At 70.7% G+C, this 18855-nt stretch carries 19 protein-coding genes and 1 pseudogene; 10 read left to right on the top strand and 10 right to left on the bottom strand.

The window, feature by feature from the left end; all coding sequences use genetic code 11:
* Positions 1-3: 3 nt before the first annotated feature.
* From E1292_RS33655 to E1292_RS33625, 7 genes are all read right to left on the bottom strand, one after another.
* Positions 4-678 (bottom strand): hypothetical protein, encoded by a 675-nt coding sequence (locus E1292_RS33655; protein ID WP_132600514.1) that lies wholly within the window; start codon positions 676-678, stop codon positions 4-6.
* A gap of 167 nt (positions 679-845) precedes the next feature.
* Positions 846-1304: a tRNA (adenosine(37)-N6)-threonylcarbamoyltransferase complex ATPase subunit type 1 TsaE gene (gene tsaE, locus E1292_RS33650; protein WP_132600511.1), complete on the bottom strand. Its 459-nt coding sequence runs from the start codon at positions 1302-1304 to the stop codon at positions 846-848.
* Positions 1304-2353 (bottom strand): alpha/beta fold hydrolase, encoded by a 1050-nt coding sequence (locus E1292_RS33645; RefSeq protein ID WP_132600508.1) that lies wholly within the window; start codon positions 2351-2353, stop codon positions 1304-1306. The genes tsaE and E1292_RS33645 overlap by 1 nt, the downstream gene beginning before the upstream one ends.
* 20 nt (positions 2354-2373) lie before the next feature.
* Positions 2374-3522, bottom strand: coding sequence for an alanine racemase (gene alr / locus E1292_RS33640; protein ID WP_132600538.1), 1149 nt, complete (start codon positions 3520-3522; stop codon positions 2374-2376).
* Positions 3523-3749: 227 nt separating this feature from the next.
* Positions 3750-5201, bottom strand: coding sequence for an NAD(P)H-hydrate dehydratase (locus E1292_RS33635; protein WP_132600505.1), 1452 nt, complete (start codon positions 5199-5201; stop codon positions 3750-3752).
* Between the two features lie 9 nt (positions 5202-5210).
* Positions 5211-5561 carry a holo-ACP synthase gene (locus tag E1292_RS33630; RefSeq protein WP_132600502.1) on the bottom strand — a complete coding sequence of 117 codons (351 nt, stop codon included), beginning with the start codon at positions 5559-5561 and terminating at the stop codon, positions 5211-5213.
* Positions 5562-5571: 10 nt separating this feature from the next.
* Entirely contained in the window at positions 5572-6984 is a 1413-nt protein-coding gene (locus E1292_RS33625; RefSeq protein WP_132600499.1) for a PhoX family protein, read from the bottom strand.
* A gap of 184 nt (positions 6985-7168) precedes the next feature.
* On the opposite strand from E1292_RS33625, the gene coaA reads away from it, so the two are divergent.
* From coaA to E1292_RS33585, 7 genes are all read left to right on the top strand, one after another.
* A complete protein-coding gene (gene coaA / locus E1292_RS33620) occupies positions 7169-8071 on the top strand; it encodes a type I pantothenate kinase (RefSeq protein ID WP_132600535.1) in 903 nt (300 codons plus the stop codon).
* 169 nt (positions 8072-8240) lie between these two features.
* Complete coding sequence (locus tag E1292_RS33615; RefSeq protein WP_132600496.1) at positions 8241-9167, top strand: DUF389 domain-containing protein; 927 nt, start codon at positions 8241-8243, stop codon at positions 9165-9167.
* Between the two features lie 39 nt (positions 9168-9206).
* Positions 9207-10115, top strand: a complete 909-nt coding sequence (locus E1292_RS33610) for an ABC transporter ATP-binding protein (protein WP_132600493.1) — start codon at positions 9207-9209, stop codon at positions 10113-10115.
* Positions 10108-10965 carry an ABC transporter permease subunit gene (locus E1292_RS33605; protein WP_132600490.1) on the top strand — a complete coding sequence of 286 codons (858 nt, stop codon included), beginning with the start codon at positions 10108-10110 and terminating at the stop codon, positions 10963-10965. Before E1292_RS33610 ends, E1292_RS33605 begins: the two co-directional genes overlap by 8 nt.
* The gene (locus tag E1292_RS33600; protein ID WP_132600487.1) at positions 10962-11876 is read left to right on the top strand and encodes an ABC transporter ATP-binding protein; all 915 of its coding nucleotides are present in this window, start codon (positions 10962-10964) and stop codon (positions 11874-11876) included. The genes E1292_RS33605 and E1292_RS33600 overlap by 4 nt, the downstream gene beginning before the upstream one ends.
* 213 nt (positions 11877-12089) lie before the next feature.
* The gene (locus E1292_RS33595) at positions 12090-12806 is read left to right on the top strand and encodes an ABC transporter permease subunit (protein WP_132600484.1); all 717 of its coding nucleotides are present in this window, start codon (positions 12090-12092) and stop codon (positions 12804-12806) included.
* A gap of 19 nt (positions 12807-12825) precedes the next feature.
* Positions 12826-13281, top strand: a complete 456-nt coding sequence (locus E1292_RS33585) for an ATP-binding protein (protein ID WP_220447183.1) — start codon at positions 12826-12828, stop codon at positions 13279-13281.
* Positions 13282-13325: 44 nt separating this feature from the next.
* Here the strand turns inward: E1292_RS33585 and glmM are convergent, their stop codons facing one another.
* From glmM to rplM, 3 genes are all read right to left on the bottom strand, one after another.
* Entirely contained in the window at positions 13326-14684 is a 1359-nt protein-coding gene (gene glmM, locus E1292_RS33580; protein ID WP_132600481.1) for a phosphoglucosamine mutase, read from the bottom strand.
* A gap of 1 nt (position 14685) precedes the next feature.
* Positions 14686-15210 carry a 30S ribosomal protein S9 gene (gene rpsI, locus E1292_RS33575; protein ID WP_132600478.1) on the bottom strand — a complete coding sequence of 175 codons (525 nt, stop codon included), beginning with the start codon at positions 15208-15210 and terminating at the stop codon, positions 14686-14688.
* A 75-nt stretch (positions 15211-15285) separates the two neighbouring features.
* The gene (gene rplM / locus E1292_RS33570) at positions 15286-15729 is read right to left on the bottom strand and encodes a 50S ribosomal protein L13 (protein ID WP_132334437.1); all 444 of its coding nucleotides are present in this window, start codon (positions 15727-15729) and stop codon (positions 15286-15288) included.
* A gap of 386 nt (positions 15730-16115) precedes the next feature.
* Here rplM and E1292_RS33565 point away from each other — a divergent pair, with 386 nt between their 5' ends.
* From E1292_RS33565 to E1292_RS33555, 3 genes and pseudogenes are all read left to right on the top strand, one after another.
* Positions 16116-16799, top strand: coding sequence for a CAP domain-containing protein (locus E1292_RS33565; RefSeq protein WP_165974871.1), 684 nt, complete (start codon positions 16116-16118; stop codon positions 16797-16799).
* Between the two features lie 24 nt (positions 16800-16823).
* A complete protein-coding gene (locus E1292_RS33560) occupies positions 16824-17729 on the top strand; it encodes a hypothetical protein (protein WP_132600472.1) in 906 nt (301 codons plus the stop codon).
* 101 nt (positions 17730-17830) lie between these two features.
* Positions 17831-18855 (top strand): annotated as a pseudogene (locus E1292_RS33555) (hypothetical protein); the annotation flags it as partial.

The following is an 18855-nucleotide window of genomic DNA, read 5'->3' as shown; positions in this document are numbered from 1 at the left end:
GGTCTATGCCTTACGGCGCTTGACCGCTATGCCGACGCCGGCGGCCAGCGCCAGCACGATCAGCGCACCGGCGGGCCCGAGCGGGATGGACGACTCGTCGGCGGCGTCCTTGGCGAACGTGCCGCCGCCGCCCGCCTTGGGCGCCTTGCTGGGCAAGCCGGTCGGGTCGTCGTCGGGCTCGGCCGCGACGACCCTGAGCGTGGCCCTGCCCATGTCGTTGGTGCCGTCGCACTTGACGTCGACGCGGTAGCTGCCGCGCCGGACCGTTCCCGAGACCTGCGCCTCGCCGCGCACCCACGGCGAGCCGTTGGCCGGCGTGGCGGTCGGGGTGGGGGTGACCGACGCCGCTGGAACCGGGTTGAGCGTGACGCCGTTGATGAAGGCCTTGGACGTGGCGGTGCCGGTGTGGGCGGGGCCGCCGGTCGGAACCGGGCAGTTGGCCAGAATCCACACCGTCGACGTCTCGCCCGCGGTGACGCGGTCGGGGTTGAGCTGGACCGAGATGGTCTGCCTGGTGGCGGTGGGGCTCGGGCTGCCGCCGGCGGTCGGGGCGCCGGTGGTGCCGCTGGCCGTGGGGGAGGGTGTCGCAGTTGGATCGGTCTCGGCCGAGGCTGTGCAGCCGGTCAGACCGAGAATGACGATGGCTCCCGCGTACGCGACTCGCCTGACCCTGAGCACCGGCCGCACCCCACTTTGCCGTCTTACACCCCAGCATCCACCAAAGAGATGGATGTCGCCCCTCCTGATACCCAGAAATTCTGGGCGAACCCTAGTCAACGATCATGATTTACATCATCGGCCGGGTACGTCAAGGGTGCCAGCATTGCCGGAGCTTGACCGCCGTTTTACTCTTCCGGCGGCTCAGACGGCGTGTCGGCCCACCTTCCGCCCACGCCGCGCAGGGTCACGACGCGGGCCTCGTCGCCCGCCTCGCGGTCGATGCGGATCTCCAGCCGGTCGTCGGCCAGGCCCTCGACGAGCCCCTCGCCCCATTCGACGACGGTGACCGACTCCTCCAGCGAGGCGTCCAGGTCGAGGTCGTCGACCTCCAGGTCGCCGCCCAGCCGGTAGGCGTCGACGTGGACGAGCGGCGGCCCCTGGCGCAGCGACGGGTGCACCCTGGCGATCACGAAGGTGGGCGAGGTGATCGGGCCGCGTACTTTGAGGCCCTCCGCGATGCCCTGCACGAGCGTGGTCTTGCCGGCGCCGAGCGGGCCGGACAGGACGAGCAGGTCTCCGGGGCGCAGCCGCGCGGCCAGGCGGGCGCCGTACGCGCGCATGTCCTCCGGGGTCTCGAGCCGCACTAGAGCTCCACCCTCTTCGCCAGGTCACGCAGCGCGTCGTTGACGATGCCCGGGCGCTCCAGCTGGATCAGGTGGGAGGTGTCGGGCACCTCGGTGAGCTGGGCCTTGGGCAGCGCGGCGGCGATGGCCCTGCTGTGTTCGGGCGGGGTCAGCCAGTCGCCGTCGCCCACCAGGATCGCGGTGGGCACCGGGTCGAGGACGTGCAGCGCGGAGAGCTTGTCGTGGTTCATCAGCGCGGGGTAGAAGTCGGCGACCACCTCGGTCGGCGTCGCCCTGATCATCGACTCGGCGAAGTCGACCAGGGTCGGGCTGACGTTCTTGGAGTCGCCGAAGCCCATGTAGCGGGTGATCAGGAAGGCGATGTCGCTGCCCGCGTGGCGGGTGCGGTCGACCAGCGCACCCCGCTTGCCGAGCATCGACACCGTGGTGGGGGCCACCTTGTGCACGACCTTGGACAGCAGCGCGGGCAGGCCGAGGGTGAGCTCGGCCAGCTTGCCCGCGGAGGTCGCGACGAGAGCGGCCGCGCGGATCTTCTCGCCGAACAGCTCGGGCCGGCGGTCGGCGAGGGCCATGATCGTCATGCCGCCCATGGAGTGGCCGACCAGCACGCACGGGCCGGGCACGTAGGCCTCGATCACCTCGGCCAGGTCATCGCCCAGCCGGTCGATCGTGCTGTCGTCGGAGCCCGCGCGCTGCGAGCGGCCGTGGGAGCGCTGGTCCCACAGCACGAGACGGTAGTTCTCCCGCAGATCCTTGCGCTGGTAGTGCCAGGACTCCAGGCTGAGGCAGTAGCCGTGGCAGAAGACGATGGTCAGCGGCGCGTCCTCCGGGCCGTCGATCTCGACGTGCAGCGCCTTGCCGTCGGAGGTGACGAGCGTGCGCTCCCTGCCCCGCAACTCGCCGAACGGCTCGCTGGCCTCGTCGTCGGGGCGCAGCCTGATGCGGCCGACCGCATAGCGCTTGGCCAGCGCCGCCGCCGCGACACCGGCGGAAGCCGCGCCGACGAGCGCGCCGGCGATCCCTACCCTGCGCCGTCTTGTCGTCGTCATCTCCCCGACCCTTCTCCCGCTCATGCCCGCCGCGAGCTGCCCCGAGTCCTGTGCTCGTAGACCCTCGGCACACGCGAACCGATCCTGGTCACGATCTCATGCGTGATCGTGCCGAGAGTATCCGCCCACTCCTGAGCGGTCGGCTCGCCCCCGTCACCCGGGCCGAACAGCACGATCTCGTCGCCCGCCGACAGCACGTCGTCGCCCATGTCGATCATGAACTGGTCCATGCACACCCGGCCGGCGATCGTCCTGCGCCGCCCGCCCGCCAGGACCTCGGCCTTTCCCGTCGCGTGCCGCAGGATGCCGTCGGCGTATCCGAGCGGCACGAGCCCGAGCGTGGTCTCCCGCTCGGTGACGTAGAGGTGGGCGTAGGAAACCCCGGAGCCCTCGGGGACCCGCTTGACCAGCCCGGCCTGGGCCACCAGCGTCATGGCCTGCCTGAGGCCGAAGTCGCCCAGCTCGGGGACGGGGCTCAGGCCGTAGATCGCGATGCCGGGCCTGACCAGGTCGTAGCGGGCCTCGGGCAGTGTCACGGTGGCGGCGGAGTTGGCGATGTGCCTGATCACGTGGGAGCCGGCCGCGCCCGCCTGCTCGGCGAGCTTCAGCGCCGCCTCGAACGCCTCCAACTGCCGCCCGATCGACGGATGGCCGGGGATGTCCGCGCAGGCGAAATGGGACCAGAGCCCGGCGATCCCGACGGCGCCCTCGGCCTGCAGCCGCAGCGCCGCGGCCAGCAGCGCCGGCCAGGCGGCGAGCGGGCAGCCGCCCCTGCTCATGCCGGTGTCGGCCTCCAGGTGCAGCTTCGCGGTGCGGCCCGTACGCCGTGCGGCGGCGGCGATCTCGCCGAGCATCCCCTCGTCGGAGGCCGACAGCTCGACGTCGACCCGCACGGCGTCGTCGAGCGGCTCTCCCGGGGTGACGAGCCAGGACAGGATCGGCGCCGTCACGCCACCCTCGCGCAGCGCGAGGGCCTCCCTGATGAACGCGGTGCCGAGCCGGCTCGCGCCTCCCTCCAGGACCGCCTCGGACGTGGGCACCAGACCGTGGCCGTAGGCGTCGGCCTTGACGGCGCCCATCAGCTCCGCGCCGGCGGCCCGCTCCTTGAGCAGGGCCACGTTGTGCCTGATCGCGGCCAGGTCGACCCGAGCCTGCGCGGGCGTGGCCATCGGGGAGTACATCCTTCTAGTGTGGCAGGTCACGCACGTGGTCGAGCGCGATTCTCACCCCTCACGGCCCCAGCGACGAAGACTTTCGCCACCCCGCACGCCGGGCCGTCCGCACTCCGGACCGTCCACACTCCGGACCGTCCACACTCCGGACCGTCCACACTCCGGACCGTCCACACTCCGGGCCGTCCGCACGCCACGCCACCCACGCACGCCGCGCGGCTGCTTCACGCCGTGCCGCCGCTCACGGCGCGGACGGCCGCGGGGACGGCGGCGGCCACGTCGGCCGCCGTCAGCGGCGCGCCCCCGGCGGCCAGCCGCCCGGCCAGCCCGTGCAGGTAGGCTCCGCAGGACGCCGCGTCGTAGCAGCTCAACCCCTGGGCGAGCAGCGAGCCCGCCACCCCGGACAGCACGTCGCCCGTGCCCCCCGTGGCCAGCCACGGCGAGCCGGTGACGTTGACGCGAACCGGCCGCGCGTCTTCTGCCACCACCGTGGTGGAGCCCTTGAGCAGCACGGTCACGCCGAGCTCCGCCGCCGCCCTGCAGGCGTACTCCAGCCGGGCCGCCTCGATGTCGTCGCGCCCGGCCCTGATCAGCCGCGCCAGCTCGCCCGCGTGCGGGGTGATCAGTACGGGCGCGCCGCGGCGCAGCAGCCCGCGGTCCCTGGCCACCAACGTCAGCCCGTCGGCGTCGATCAGCACGGGCACGGTGGAGGCGAGCACCTTGGCCGCCAGCTCGTGCGCCCAGTCATCGGTGCCGAGCCCCGGCCCGAGCACCCACGCCTGCACCCGCCCGACGCCGTCGATCGAGGGCCGATCCAGCTCGGTGACGACCGCCTCGGGCCAGTGCCGGCGTACCTGCGCGACGGGCGCGTGCGGCCCCGCGTAGCGCACCATGCCCGCCCCGGCGCGCAGCGCTCCGCCCACGGCGAGCACGGCGGCGCCGGTGTAGAGGTCGCTGCCCGCGGCGACCCCCAGGACTCCCCTGCGGTACTTGTCCGACTCGTTGGCCGGCCGCGGCAGCAGGAGGTCGACGTCGCCGCCGGTCAGGGCGGCCACGTCGGGATCGGGCAGATGGTCGCCGAGCCCGATGTCCACCAGCTCGACCGCGCCCGCGTAGGCCGCGCCGGGATCGACGAGCAACCCGGTCTTGTACGCCCCCATCGTCACGGTCACCTTGGCCCGCACGGCCGCGCCCGGCACCCGGCCGCTGCTCGCGTCGGCCCCGCTCGGCACGTCGACGGCGACGATCGCGCCGCGGGCGGCGTTGGCCCGCGCGGCGAGCTCCGCGTACGGCTCCCGCAGCGCCCCAGCCGCCCCGATGCCGACGAGCCCGTCGATGATCAGGTCGGCGCCGTCGATCGCCGCCCGGTCGACGACGCGGCCGCCCGCCTGCGTGAACGCGAGCAGGCCCGCCTCGTGGGTCTTGGACCCGGCCAGGACCGCGCCCACCCAGGCGCCGCGCCGGGCCAACCGCTCGCCCGCGTAGAGGGCGTCGCCGCCGTTGTCGCCGCTGCCGACGAGGAGGACGACGCGCTTGCCGTACACCCGGCCGAGGAGGTCGGCGCAGACGGCGGCGAGCCCCGACGCGGCCCGCTGCATCAGCGTGCCCTCCGGCAGGAGGGCCATGAGCGCGTGCTCGGCGCCACGGATCTGGTCGGCGGTGTAGGCGGTGCGCATGATCCGAAGCTATCCCTCCGCGATCACGTAGGCGACGGCGACGCCCGCGTCATGGCTGAGCGAGAGGTGCCAGCGCTTGATCCCGAGCTCGTACGCCACCTCCGCGGCCCGCCCGGTGATCACCAGCTCGGGCTTGCCGAGGTCGTCGCAGCGCACCTCGGCCTCCTGGTGCCCCAGCCCTCCTGGTGCGCCGAGCGCCTTGGCCACGGCCTCCTTGGCGGCGAATCTGGCGGCCAGGGAGTGCACCGGCAGCGCCCGCTCGGCCTCGGTGAACAACCGCTCGCGCAGGCGCGGCGTGCGGCGCAGCGTCGCCTCGAAGCGGGAGATGTCCACGATGTCCACCCCGATGCCCAGGATCACCGCACCAAGCCTAGAACAGCCCCTTCTCCCAGGGACCCCAGATGGCGATCGACATGCCGTGTTCGGCCTGGATGTTGACGTAGAGCGTGTGGCCGCCTGGCCCGAACGTGGAGCCGGCGAACTCGGCTCCCGCGTCGCCGGGGATCGGCTCCAGGCGGCAGAAGTCGAAGATCTCCCCCGCCCTGCTGAGCCCGCGCAGGTAGTTGGCGCCGTCGCCGTCCTCGCACAGCACCAGCGTGCCGCGGCGGCTGACCGTCACGTTGTCGGGCAGGTCGAGCACCTCGGAGCGGGGCGACTCGTAGGCGAGCTTGAGCCGGCCGCTCCACGTCTCGTACGCCCACACCTGTCCCCGCCCCTTGCCGAACCCGTCGGGCGGCGTGTCACCGGACGCGGTGGCCCCGCCCTGCGTCGAGACGAAGTAGACCGTCCCCTGGTGGTAGACCGCCCCCTCCAGCCGGGAGAAGATCGCCGCGCCGGCCGCCCTGCCCTGCCGGCCCACGGCCTGGACGGCCTCGTCGTTGGACGGCGTGCCCGTGAAGCGGGGGTCGGGGTCGTCGATGTCCACCCACGTGGTGGCGTACGAGGCGCCCGGCTCCTGGCCCCCGGACAGGTCCTTGCGCTCGGCGCCCTTGACGGCGAGCATCTGGAGCCTGCCGCCGTCGAGCAGCCGCCCGGCCACGGCGGGGTGCTTGGGCGGGATGTAGCGGTAGAAGCCGGACGGGAAGCCGAAATTGTCCTCGGTGAGGTAGATCGCGCCCGTGGACGGGTCGAAGGCGGCCGACTCGTGCGGGAACCGTCCCGCGGACTTGATCGGCCGGGCGGCGGCGGGGCGGTCGAGCGGCACCTCGAAGATGTAGCCGTGCCGGCGGGTGAGCTTGGAGTTGTCGCCGCCGGAGAAGTCGTCGCCCACGTCGGGGCCGTTGACCGTCTCCTCGCACGTCACCCAGGCCCCCCACGACATGGGGCCGCCCGAGCAGTTCATCATGGTGCCGCTGAGCGAGGGGCCGCTCCTGATCACCTCTCCGTAGCGGGTGACCTGCAGCGTCGAGGTGCCTCCCCCGGCCATGGGGTCGTACGCCCTGCCCTTGTCGCCGAACGCGCCGACAGGCCCGTTGACCTCATGGTTGCGGACCAGGACGGCGCTGCCCTTGGGGCCGGCGAAGGCCGCCATGCCGTCGTGCCTGCCGGGCACGGCCGAGCCGTCGCCGAACCGGTCGCCCGCGGGGCTGAACGAGCGGTACTTGAACCCGTCGGGCAGGTGCAGGCGCACCTTGTCGTCGCGGAGATCGCGTACGGGACGCAGCGGCCCGTACGCGCGGACCGGCTTCGCGCCTCCCTGGGCGCCCGCGCAGGCCACCCCGGCGAAGGGGCCCGCGACGCCGGCTGCGGCGACCACGCTGGTGATGAAACGACGACGGTCCACGGAAGCCTCCCGCCCGTAACAGTAGCCCCCGACAAACCTTCGCATACCGGAATCAGGAGGGATTCCCCGAACAGGTCAGCGGTAATCCCGGACCGCCGTCCACAGCCTGTGGACGGCCAGCCCGCGCCCCGCCAAGATCCGCTCTTTCCTCCATCGCTACGCTGCCTAGGTGAACAACGGCTACGTGGAACTGAGCAGGGAGCAGTGGAGCGAGCTCCGCAAGAACACGCCCTTGACTCTCACCGCAGACGAGCTGGAAGAGCTGCGCGGCGTCGACGACCCCATCGACCTCACCGAAGTCACCGACATCTACCTCCCTCTGACCCGGCTGCTGAACCTGCACTTCACCGGGTCCAAACAACGCAGCAGCGTGCTGAGCGCCTTCCTCGGGCGTGACGAGCAGCGGGTGCCGTACATCCTGGGCATCGCGGGCAGCGTCGCGGTCGGCAAGTCGACGACGGCGCGGCTGCTGCACACCCTCCTCGCCCGCTGGCCCGAGCACATGAACGTGGAGCTGGTCACCACCGACAGCTTCCTCTACCCGAACACGGTGCTGGAGTCGAAGGGCATCATGCATCGCAAGGGCTTCCCCGAGAGCTATGACCGGCGGGCGCTGGTCAGGTTCGTGGCGGAGGTCAAGGCGGGGGCGGCGGCGACGCGGGCGCCGGTCTACAGCCACCTCGAGTACGACATAGTCCCCGGCGCGCACCAGACCGTGAAAAGTCCGGACATCCTGATCATCGAAGGGCTCAACGTCCTCCAGCCCGCCCCGCCCACCTCCCTCGCCGTCAACGACTACTTCGACTTCTCCATCTACGTCGACGCCAAGGTCGAGGACATCCGCACCTGGTACGTCGAACGGTTCCACAAGCTTCGCCGGACCGCCTTCGAGGACCCGAAGTCGTACTTCCGGCACATCGCGGAGCTGTCGTACGACGAGGCCACGGAGTTCGCGGTCAACGTCTGGCGCGACATCAACGAACGTAACCTCGTCGAGAACATCGCCCCCACCAGAGGCCGCGCCGATCTCGTGCTCAAGAAGGGCGCCGATCACTCGGTGCAGCGCGTACGGCTCCGCCAGACCTGAACGCCTCCTCGTACAGGTAACGTGCGAACCTGCCCCCGCACTCCTGGTCGTCGATGCCGGCGAACCAGCACTCCTCACCGTGGTCGTGGCAGTCGAAGCGGCACATGCGAGCAACCCTCGCGTACCTCTGTCAAAACCACGTCAACGTCCGATCGACGACAATGGCCGGATGCTCCATCTACGGCTGATCAGCCCGCCCTCCCGCGCTGACGAGGTGACGGCGGTGTTGGAGGACTGCCCTGGCGTCACCAACATCGTCGTCCTCTCCGGGGCCGCCCGCCTGCCGAGCGGCGACGTGATCCTCTGCGACGCCGCCAGGGAGTCGGCCAACGAAGTGCTGGGCCGGCTCAAGTGGCTGGAGACGGAGGGCTCGATCGCCATCGAGCACGTCGACCTGTCGCTGTCCAAGACGGCGGAGGAGGCGATCGAGGAGGCGCCGGGCGAGCCCGACGACGCGGTCATCTGGGAGGAGTTCGCGCACCGGGTGCAGGGCGAGTCCGGCATCACGTGGGCGTTCCTGGTCTTCCTCGCCATCGCCACGCAGCTGGCGGGCATCGGCGTGCTGCAGAACTCCGTCATCCTGATCATCGGCGGGATGGTGCTCAGCCCTGAGTTCGGCCCGATCGCGGCCATCTGCTTCGGCCTGCTGCGCCGCAGGTGGCGGCTGGTCGTCCACTCGCTCCGCACGTTGATCACGGGGTTCGCGGCGGCGATAGCGGTCACCTTCGCCTGCGCGCTCGTCTCCCACTGGCTCGGCTGGATCGGCCCCGGCGACCTCGCCACCGGCGAGGAGGTCAGGTTCATCGTCACGCCCGACCGGTGGTCGTTCATCGTGGCGCTGCTCGCGGGCGTGGCCGGAGTGTTGTCGATCACGGCGGGCAAGTCGACGGCCCTGATCGGCGTGTTCATCTCGGTGACCACGGTGCCCGCCGCCGGCTACCTGGCCGTCGCGCTCGCGCTCGGCCAGTGGGAGCAGGTCGCGGGCTCGGTGTCGCAGCTGTCGATGAACGTGGCCGGCATGATCCTGGCGGGCACCACGACCCTGGTGGTCCAGCGGAGATTCTGGCCTCAAGTAGGACGCCGTTCATCCGTGTGAACGAGGCCACGGCGCTGATCGCCCGGTAGTGTCCGGCACATGCACATCCTCGCCACCGAGGGGCTGACCAAGCGCTTTCCCACCGTCACGGCGGTCGATCAGCTCTCCGTCACCGTGGGGCCCGGTGTCACCGGCCTGGTCGGGGCGAACGGCGCGGGCAAGTCGACACTGATCAAGATCCTGCTCGGTCTGCTGCCGCCGTCCGGCGGCACCGCGCGGGTGCTCGATCTGGACGTGACCGCGCAGGGCGCGGAGATCCGCCGGCTCGTCGGCTACATGCCCGAGCACGAGTGTCTCCCGCCCGACGTCTCCGCCACCGAATTAATCGTCCACCTCGCCCAGATGTCCGGGCTGCCGCGCACGGCGGCCCGCGAGCGCGCCGCCGACGTCCTGCGCCACGTCGGCCTGGCGGAGGAGCGCTACCGCCCCGTCGGCGGCTACTCGACCGGCATGAAGCAGCGCGTCAAGCTGGCCCAGGCCCTGGTCCACGATCCGAAACTGATCTTCCTCGACGAGCCCACCAACGGGCTCGACCCGCGCGGCCGCGACGAGATGCTGACGCTGATCCGGCGCATCGGCACCGAGTTCGGCATCAGCGTGCTCGTCACCTCCCACCTGCTGGGCGAGCTGGAGCGCATCTGCGACCACGTGATCGTCATCGACGCGGGGCGGCTGCTGCGCTCCTCGACGATCGGCGAGTTCACCCAGGCGACGCAGACCGTCACGGTCGAGGTCGACGAGGGCCTCGACGCGCTGACCGCCCGCCTGGCCAGCGACGGCCAGACCGTCTCGCCACAGGGCCGCATGCTGGTGGTCAAGGTGCTCGGGCCCGAGACGTACGACGCCATCCGCGACGCCGCCGTCGACCTGGACCTCTGCCTCATCCGCCTGGAACAGGGACGTCACCGCATCGAGGACGTCTTCCGGGAGGAGAACGCAAGTGTCTGAAATCTACGACATCGGCTATCGGCACTACGACGGCCCCCGGCTCGGCCGCGGCTACGCCACCAGGGCCCTGGCCCTGCACAGCCTGCGCGGCATCTTCGGCCTCGGCCGCCCGGCCCGCAGCAAGATCATGCCGTTCTCCCTGGCCGCCATCATGCTGGTGCCCGCGATCGTCAACATCGCGTTGATGGCCCTGCTCAGGCGGAGCGAGATCCCCTACAGCGGCTACGCGGTCATCATGCAGGCCGTGGTGGCGATCTTCCTGGCCTCGCAGGCCCCCACCGCCGTCGCCCCCGACCTGCGCCACCGCGTGCTGCCGCTCTACCTGTCGCGCCCCGTGGCGATCAACGAGTACGTCGGCGCCAAGGTGGCCGCGATGACCGCGTCGGTGTTCCTGCTGATCGCCCTGCCGCTCACGCTGATGTACGTGGGCGAACTGGTGGTCGACCTCCCCGGCCCGCCTGCCACCGGCGAGTACGCCGGCTCCATGACCATGGCGCTCGTGCTGGCGCTGCTCCTGTCGGCCTTCGGCCTGGCACTGGCCTCGTTCACACCCCGGCGCGGGCTCGGCGTGGCCTCGGTGATCACTGTCTACCTGCTGTCGTTCGCGGCGGTCCCGGTGGTCTACGGCACGCTGGCATCGACCGGCAACGAGTCGGAGGCCTCGTGGGCGTGGCTGATGAACCCGTTCTGGCTGGTCGACTCCGTGCAGTCCTGGGTGTTCGGCACGCCGCCCCATTCCATCGAGGGCGACTACCCGAACGGCCCCGCCTCGGCGGCGATCCTCGTCGTGCTGATCTGCGCCGGGCTGGCCGCCCTCGCGCTGCGCTACAGGAAGGCGGCAGCGCGATGAAGATCGAGCTCTCGCAGGTCTCCCGCTGGTACGGCAACGTCGTGGCGGTCAACGACGTGACAATGACGATCGGCCCGGGCGTCACCGGCCTGCTCGGGCCCAACGGCGCGGGCAAGTCGACGCTCCTGCACATGATGGCCGGCTTCCTGGCCCCGTCGGGCGGCACGGTCACGCTGGACGGGACCAAGGTCTGGAAGAACCACCGCATCTACCGAAATATCGGCCTAGTCCCGGAACGCGAGGGTGTGTATGGCTTCCTGACCGGCTGGCAGTTCGTGCTCTCCGCCGCCAGGCTCCACGGCCTGCCCGACCCCGCAGAAGCCGCCCGCAAGGCCCTGGCCACCGTCGAGATGGAGGAGCCGAAGGACCGCCGCGTCGAGACGTACTCGAAGGGCATGCGCCAGCGCGTCAAAGTCGCCGCGGCGCTCGTCCACGACCCGCCGGTGCTGCTGCTCGACGAGCCGTTCAACGGCATGGACCCCCGCCAGCGCCTCCAGCTGATGGACCTCATCCGCTCCATGGGCGCCGGGGGCAAGACGATCCTGTTCAGCTCCCACATCCTGGAGGAGGTCGAACGGGTCGCCCAGCACATCGAGGTCCTGGTGGCGGGCCGCCACGCGGCGTCGGGCAACTTCCGCGAGATCCGCCGCCTGATGACCGACCGGCCGCACCTGTTCATGATCCGTTCGAGCGACGACAGGAAGCTCGCCGCCGCGCTCATCCGCGACTCCTCGGCCGGGGGCATCACCCTCCGCCCCGACGGCCTGGAGGTCCAGGCCATCGAGTTCCGCCGCTTCGCCCGGCTCCTCCCCCGGGTCGCCAAGGAGGAAGGCGTGCACCTGCACCAGATCTCCCCCGCGGACGAGGACCTGGAAAGCGTCTTCTCCTACCTCATCACCAGGAGCACCTGATGCACCGGCAACCTGGCGCCGGGACCACCGGAAGTGCGGGAACCAGAGCGACAGAGCAAGGCGACGGCATGAGGGCGACCGAGCCGCCGAACGGAGTGAGGCCATGAACACGCGAGGGAGCGCCGTCGCCTGGAGGAGCGGCGGGAGCGCAGCGACCAGAGCGGCGGAAGGCGACGGCATGAGGGCGACCGAGCCGCCGAACGGAGTGAGGCCATGAACACCGTAGTGGCGGGTATCACCTACCGCGCCCTGCTGGGCCGCCGGCGCATCATCCTGCTGCTGGTGCTGCCGCTGGGTCTCATCGCCCTGGCGGTGCTGCTGCGCCTGTTCGGCGAGACCGGCCAGCGCTCGGCCATGTTGCTGATGGACAACTTCGCGATCAACACGATGTTGCCCCTCCTGGGGCTGATCGCGGGCACGGGCGTCATCGCCCCGGAGATCGACGACGGCACGATCATCCACCTGCTGTCCAAGCCGATCTCCCGCCCTGTCATCATCCGGACGAAGTTCGTGGTGGCGGCGTCGCTGCTGGCGGTGTTCGGGGCGGTGCCGACGTACGTGTCGGCCTGGCTCCTGGTCAGTAACGAGGACGGCATCGCCTCGGGGTTCGCCCTGGGCGCGCTGCTGGCCGGCATCGCCTACGCCGCCGTCTTCCTCCTGCTGGGCGTCCTGACGCGGCACGCGGTGGCGATCGGCATCATCTACGCCCTGGTGTGGGAGACCCTGGTGGGCGGGTTCATGCCGGGCGCGCGCAAGTTCTCGATCCAGCAGTGGGCCAAGTCGATCGCCGACCAGATCTCCGACTCGGCGTTCCTCAAGGCCGACGTGACGCTCGGTTTCGCCGTTCCGGCCCTGATCATCGTCACGGTCGCCGCCGTCTTCTGGGCGGGCCACCGGCTGCGGGCCTTCTCGCTCACGGGCGACGAGTAGGCACCTGGAAACTTGAGCCATGTCTGGGCGTCTGACCGAACTTCGGCTGACCAGGTTCAAGGCCTTCCGCGATGCCGCGCTCCCTCTGGGGAGCATGACGATCCTGATCGGGCGCAACAGCAGCGGTAAGTCCAACGCTCTCTGGGGCGCAGGGTCGAATTCGTCGACACCACCATCCTGTGCAACCTACTCGACATCCCTCGGTAAGAACCAGGACCGCGCCACGGTCATTCGCGAGCTCTCCGAGGACAAACGCGACTGCCGCGTCATCCTCCCCGTGACCGCGGTGATCGAGATCGGCAACTCCCTCATCGCCGGAGCCGGCACCGGTGTCCCTCTGTCCGATCACGTCATGAGCAAGCTCGGCCTCGGCGACCTGTGCATCCTCACCGAACGCGAGCTGTACAGCAGTCGTGTGACCGGTGTCGACGTAGGCATCTGGACCTTGGACGAGCAGCTCAGATCCCACTCATGAGCGTCGGGTACGGCACCGCGTGCCGTACCCGACGTGAGAAACCTTCAGACGCAGGACGTGCGCACCACGTCGGCGAGGCGGCCGGCCACCAGGGTGGCGTGCTCCTCCGACGCGGCCTCGACCATGACCCGGATCATCGGCTCGGTGCCGCTCGGCCTGATCAGCACCCGCCCCGTCTCACCCAGCTCGGCCTCCGCCTGCCGTACGGCGGCGACGAGCTCGGGGACGGAGGCCTTGCCCTTGTCGACGTCCTTGACGTTGATCAGGATCTGCGGCAGCGGCGTCATCACCGAGGCCAGCTCCTTCAGCGGAACGCCCGTCTTGGCCACCACGCCCAGCAGGTGGAGCGAGGTGAGCAGGCCGTCGCCGGTGGTGGCGTGGTCGAGCATGATGACGTGCCCCGACTGCTCGCCGCCGAGGTTGTAACCGTTGTGCTTCATGCGTTCCAGCACGTAGCGGTCACCCACCGCGGTCTCGACCACGGTGATGCCCGCGTCGCGCATCGCCAGCTTGAAGCCGAGGTTGGACATCACGGTCGCGACCACGGTGTCCTTCGCCAGCAGGCCCTCGCCGTGCATGGCGGCGGCGAGGACGGCCATGATGCGGTCGCCGTCGATGATCGCGCCGGTGTGGTCGACGGCCAGGCAGCGGTCGGCGTCGCCGTCGTAGGCCACGCCCAGGTGGGCCCCGCGCGAGACGACCACCTGCTGGAGCTTGTCCAGGTGGGTCGAGCCGTGGCCGGCGTTGATGTTGAGCCCGTCGGGCCTGGAGCCGATGGCCTCGACCCTGGCCCCCGCGCGTACCAGCGCCTCGGGCGCCACCATGTGGGCGGCGCCGTGCGCGCAGTCGACCACGATGTTGAGGCCGTCGAGTGAGGCGCTCATCGTGGTCAGCACGTGGGAGATGTAGCGGTCGGCCTCGCCGTACGCGTCGCGCACGCGGCCCACGGCCGAGCCGACGGGAAAGCTCCACTCCTCGCCCAGCCGCCGCTCGATCTCGTCCTCGACCGCGTCGGACAGCTTGAAGCCGCCCCGGGCCAGGAACTTGATGCCGTTGTCGGGCGCCGGGTTGTGCGACGCCGACAACATGACGCCGAGGTCGGCGCCGAGCGCGGCCGTGAGGTGGGCGACGGCCGGGGTGGGCAGCACGCCGAGGCGCAGCACGTCCACTCCAGACGCCGCGAGGCCGGCGACCACCGCGGCCTCGAGAAATTCTCCCGAGGCGCGTGGGTCCCGGCCTACGACCGCTACCGGCCTGCTCTTACGGCTGGGCCCGGTAGCGGTGAACGCGCCCGCATCGCCGAGGACATGAGCCGCCGCGACCGAGAGGTCCATGGCGAGCTCCGCCGTGAGGTCGCGACCCGCGACCCCGCGTACCCCGTCGGTGCCGAAAAGGCGCGCCAACTTAGCGCTTGCTGTACTGCGGAGCCTTGCGGGCCTTCTTGAGGCCGTACTTCTTCCGCTCCGTGGCGCGGGCGTCACGGGTGAGGAAGCCGGCCTTCTTCAGCGGTGGGCGGTTGACCTCGACGTCCAGCACCGCCAGGGCGCGGGACAGGCCCATGCGCAGCGCGCCGGCCTGACCGGTGACGCCGCCGCCGTCGATGCGCGCGATGACGTCGAACGCCTCCTCGGCGCCGAGCACCACGAAGGGCTCGTTGACGATCTGCTGGTGGACCTTGTTGGGGAAGTAGACGTCCAGCGAACGACCGTTGATCGTCCACTTGCCGGTGCCGGGGACGATGCGCACCCGGGCGATCGCCTCCTTGCGGCGGCCGGTGCCGTACGAGTTGCCCGTGGTGACGGGCTTGCGCACGGGAGCGTCAGCGCTGGCGGTTGATTCTGTGGTGTATTCGGACGGGAACTCCTCGCTTGAGAAGTCCTCCACCTCGGCCGTCTCGACGGCCGTCTCGACACCGGTGGGCTCAGCCACGGTTCTCCTCTTACTTTCGAAACTCGGCGCTACCCCTTGCGGGGGCATGCGACGGGGTCTCCCCCGCGGGTCTACTTACTGGGCGATCTGGCTGATCTCGAACGGCACCGGCTGCTGGGCCTGGTGCGGGTGCTCGGAGCCCGCGTAGACCTTCAGCTTCTTCGCCATCTTCCGGCCCAGGGAGTTTTTCGGCAGCATGCCCTTGACGGCCTTCTCGACGGCCTTCTCCGGCCGCTTCTCCATGAGCTCGCCATAGCTGACGGAACGCAGACCGCCCGGGTAACCCGAGTGACGGTACGCCTTCTTCTGCTCGAGCTTGTTGCCGCTCAGCGCGATCTTGTCCGCGTTGATGACGATGACGAAGTCACCGGTGTCGACGTGGTTGGCGAAGATCGGCTTGTGCTTGCCGCGGAGCAGGGTCGCGACGTGGCTGGCCAGCCGGCCCAGCACGACATCGGTCGCGTCGATGACGTACCACTGACGCTGGACGTCGGCGGGCTTCGGTGAGTACGTGCGCACGGTCGTAGCCTTCTTTATGCTCGCGTCTTCGGCGCTGTCGGATGCGACAGCAACATTGGTCGGTCGGTGCGGGCACACGACGGCCCGGACCTTCCGTCTCCGCAACACGGGAGATGACGCCGGACGCGCCGCGCATTGGTCACGCTGGACCTATGCACACAACGAACGATTAGGCTACCCGCCCGGAGGCGCGCTGGTCAAAAGACCGGTAACCTCGCACGAGTCTACCCGACCGCAGAACGGTTCGATTTCGTTTCCCTGGGACCTCTTCTTTCCCAGGACCAGACATCCCTATCGTTGATGGCGGTATGTGGCAGAACTCTCACACCCGGCCAACCCAGCGGGGCGCTCGGCGCCGGAATCACCTGGGTGTGCTGACCTGCCTGATGGCGGTTCTGTTCACGGGCGTGTTGATCGGCCGGCTGACCGACGACGCCGAGCCCGCCCGCCACGTCTACCTCGAAGAGACCGTCCCACCCGCGGCCGCCACCGCCCACGCAGCGCCCAAGGCTTCGAAGAAGGCCCAGCCGCAGGCCGAGCGGATCCCCAGGGAGATCACGACCAGACCCACACCGCGCGGCAGGACGACCCCCAAGGTCACCAGGAAACCCGACGGGCAGATCCCCGGGTTCAACAGCGACGGCGACGGCTCCGCGGAGCTCCGCAGCGACGGCGAGGGTGTGCGCGTCATGGCGGGCATGGCGGCCAGGGTCGTCTCGCTCACCAACGCCGCCAGGGCCAGGCATGGGTGCGGGCCGCTCAGGGTCGACCGCGGGCTCACCCGCTCCGCCCGTACGCACTCGCTGGAGATGGCCCGCACCGGGCGGCTCGCGCACAACTCCCCTGACGGCGGTTCCCCGTGGGACCGCATGGAGCGCGCGGGATACCACTGGGGCGCCGCCGAGAACATCGGCGCCGGCTACACCACGCCTGACGAGGCCGTACGCGGCTGGCTGGACAGCCGTGACCACCGCAGGAACATCCTCGACTGCCGGCTGAAGGCGATCGGCGTCGGCGTCGCGGACGGACCCAACGGCCCGTGGTGGACCCAGGACTTCGGAACCCGATGACGAACATCACGGTAATGTCGCCCCATGGTTTCCAACGGCAACGGGGAACGTGAGAGCGGCACGGGCGGCGCCCCCTACGGGATGGGAAACGCGCCCGAGGAGCCGGGCAGCGCCTTCCGCCGCCCGCGTCGTAAGGAACGCGCCGCCGGCGATCCCCAGGAGCAGGCGCCGAAGAACCCGCAGAGCAAGGTCGGGTGGAGCCCGTACGACGAGGGCTCGCGCTCGCGTGCCCCGCTGTGGTTCGCGATCAGCGGCGTGGCCGTGCTCGCCCTGCTAGGCGGCGGCCTGGTGCTCATGTGGAACGCCGACGACCCGGTCACCGCCGTAACCGCCAAGCCCCGCATGACCACCGCGCCCCTGCCGTCCGCGCCTCCCGGCAAGTACGGCTTCGCCGCCAGCCGTTCCACGGACCCCGACCCGATCTCGGTGAAGGAGATCTTCGGCAGCAACAAGAAGATCACCGTGTCGAAGCGCTCGTACGAGCGGACGATCACCAAGAAGGACAAGAAGTGCTCCGACGGCGCCCTGGGCGACGATCTCAAGAAGGCGCTCAAGTCCGGCAAGTGCACCCAGCTCATCCGCGCCAGCTTCCGCGACAAGGCGGGCAAGGTGATCGGCACGATCGGCGTGGCCAACCTCACCAGCACCAAGGCCGCGGGCAAGGTGGCCAAGGCCGGCGACGCGGAGAACTACGTCAAACCGCTGGCGGGTAAGGACAGTGTCACCAAGTTCATCGGCTCGGGCAGTGGCGGCACCAGGATCCTGACGCACGGTCACTACGCGATCATGGTGTGGTTCCAGAACAAGGACGGCACAAAGCCTGACAATAAGGGCAGCAAGCAGCTCTTCGCCGCCGTGAACGACATCACCAAGGCCACGGTGTTCGAGGCGCTGGACAACCGGTCGGTCACCGGAAGCCCGCGAATCTGAAACCCGGCTTCGCGCGCGTAATGCCCCAAACGGGATGCCGGATCCTTTCGGGAACGCTCATACCGACGTAACGATCTCGTCTCTCTCGCTAGGCTCGCCCTATGCGTGGCCAGGAACCCGGGTCTGAACACGATCGCAGGGAAGCCGACAACTCGGCCGCACCAGCGACGCCACCGCCGAGCTTCGGCCAGACCGACGGGCGAGACGTTCCACCGGCGTTCACCCCATCCGACACCACTACCGGCACCCCGTCCGGCACTCCGTCCGGCGCCACTACCGGCACCCCATCCGCCGACCCGGCCGACACCGCTACCGGCGGCGCGCCCTTCGGCACCCCATCGGGGGGAGCCCCTTCCGGCGAAGGGGCGGCGACCAGGGCGCGCCCCGCCATCCCCGTCTTCCAGGGCCCGCCACCCAACCTGCCGCAGCCTGAAGACCGACCGGGGGCGCAACCCTGGGAGGTGTCGGGCGACGACACCGCGCCCTACGACTGGTTCGCCGACCACACCGGCGTCGACCCCGCCGACCAGGGATGGGCCGACCATCCGCACGCCCACCCGACGTTCCCCGGCCGCCCTTCGGCCGCGCGGGAGCTGCTGAGCGGCCCGCGGACCGGTCGCGAGCAGGCCGATCCCGCACGCCCCGGTCACACCACGGCCCGCCGGCCCCCGGTCGAGCGCATGCAGCCCCCGCACGACCAGGACGCACGGCGACGGGATCCGCGGGCACAGGGCACCCCGGGACACGGCCCGCGTACGCACGGCGCGCCGGGACATGACCCACGCGAGCTGGACCCGCGAGGACGGGATCCACGTGCGCAGGACGCGCGGGCACGAGGCCCGCAGGCGCGGGACATGCGGGGACGGGGCCCGCAGGCGCAGGACGCGCGGGAACGGGGCCCGCAGGGGCAGGACCCTCCGGCGTGGGACGCGTCGGCGACGGAGGAGACCGGCCGCCGGCCCGCCAAGCCGGTGGTGCAGAGCGCGCCGCCGTGGGAGCCGCCACCCGCGTTCACCGCCGCTGCGGCCGGCATGCCCGTATGGCCCACGCCCACCGGCGACCCGCACGCCATGCCGCCGTGGCCGGCCGCCACCGGCGAGCTCGTAGCCGACCCCGACCCCGACCC

This window comes from Nonomuraea deserti, assembly GCF_004348685.1.
Lineage (GTDB): Bacteria > Actinomycetota > Actinomycetes > Streptosporangiales > Streptosporangiaceae > Nonomuraea > Nonomuraea deserti.
The sequence above is the reverse complement of the archived record's forward strand: the minus strand, read 5'-3'. Positions and strand labels throughout refer to the sequence as shown.

What these genes read in the sequence shown, in the direction of transcription:
- E1292_RS33600 (WP_132600487.1), top strand. Translation starts at nt 10,962, where the DNA reads ATGAAGATCGAGCTCTCGCAGGTCTCCCGCTGGTACGGCAACGTCGTG.
- E1292_RS33610 (WP_132600493.1), top strand. Translation starts at nt 9,207, where the DNA reads ATGCACATCCTCGCCACCGAGGGGCTGACCAAGCGCTTTCCCACCGTC.
- E1292_RS33585 (WP_220447183.1), top strand. Translation starts at nt 12,826, where the DNA reads ATGTCTGGGCGTCTGACCGAACTTCGGCTGACCAGGTTCAAGGCCTTC.
- E1292_RS33635 (WP_132600505.1), bottom strand. Translation starts at nt 5,201, where the DNA reads ATGCGCACCGCCTACACCGCCGACCAGATCCGTGGCGCCGAGCACGCG.
- E1292_RS33560 (WP_132600472.1), top strand. Translation starts at nt 16,824, where the DNA reads ATGGTTTCCAACGGCAACGGGGAACGTGAGAGCGGCACGGGCGGCGCC.
- alr (WP_132600538.1), bottom strand. Translation starts at nt 3,522, where the DNA reads ATGGCCACGCCCGCGCAGGCTCGGGTCGACCTGGCCGCGATCAGGCAC.
- E1292_RS33565 (WP_165974871.1), top strand. Translation starts at nt 16,116, where the DNA reads ATGGCGGTTCTGTTCACGGGCGTGTTGATCGGCCGGCTGACCGACGAC.
- E1292_RS33645 (WP_132600508.1), bottom strand. Translation starts at nt 2,353, where the DNA reads ATGACGACGACAAGACGGCGCAGGGTAGGGATCGCCGGCGCGCTCGTC.
- E1292_RS33595 (WP_132600484.1), top strand. Translation starts at nt 12,090, where the DNA reads ATGAACACCGTAGTGGCGGGTATCACCTACCGCGCCCTGCTGGGCCGC.
- E1292_RS33615 (WP_132600496.1), top strand. Translation starts at nt 8,241, where the DNA reads ATGCTCCATCTACGGCTGATCAGCCCGCCCTCCCGCGCTGACGAGGTG.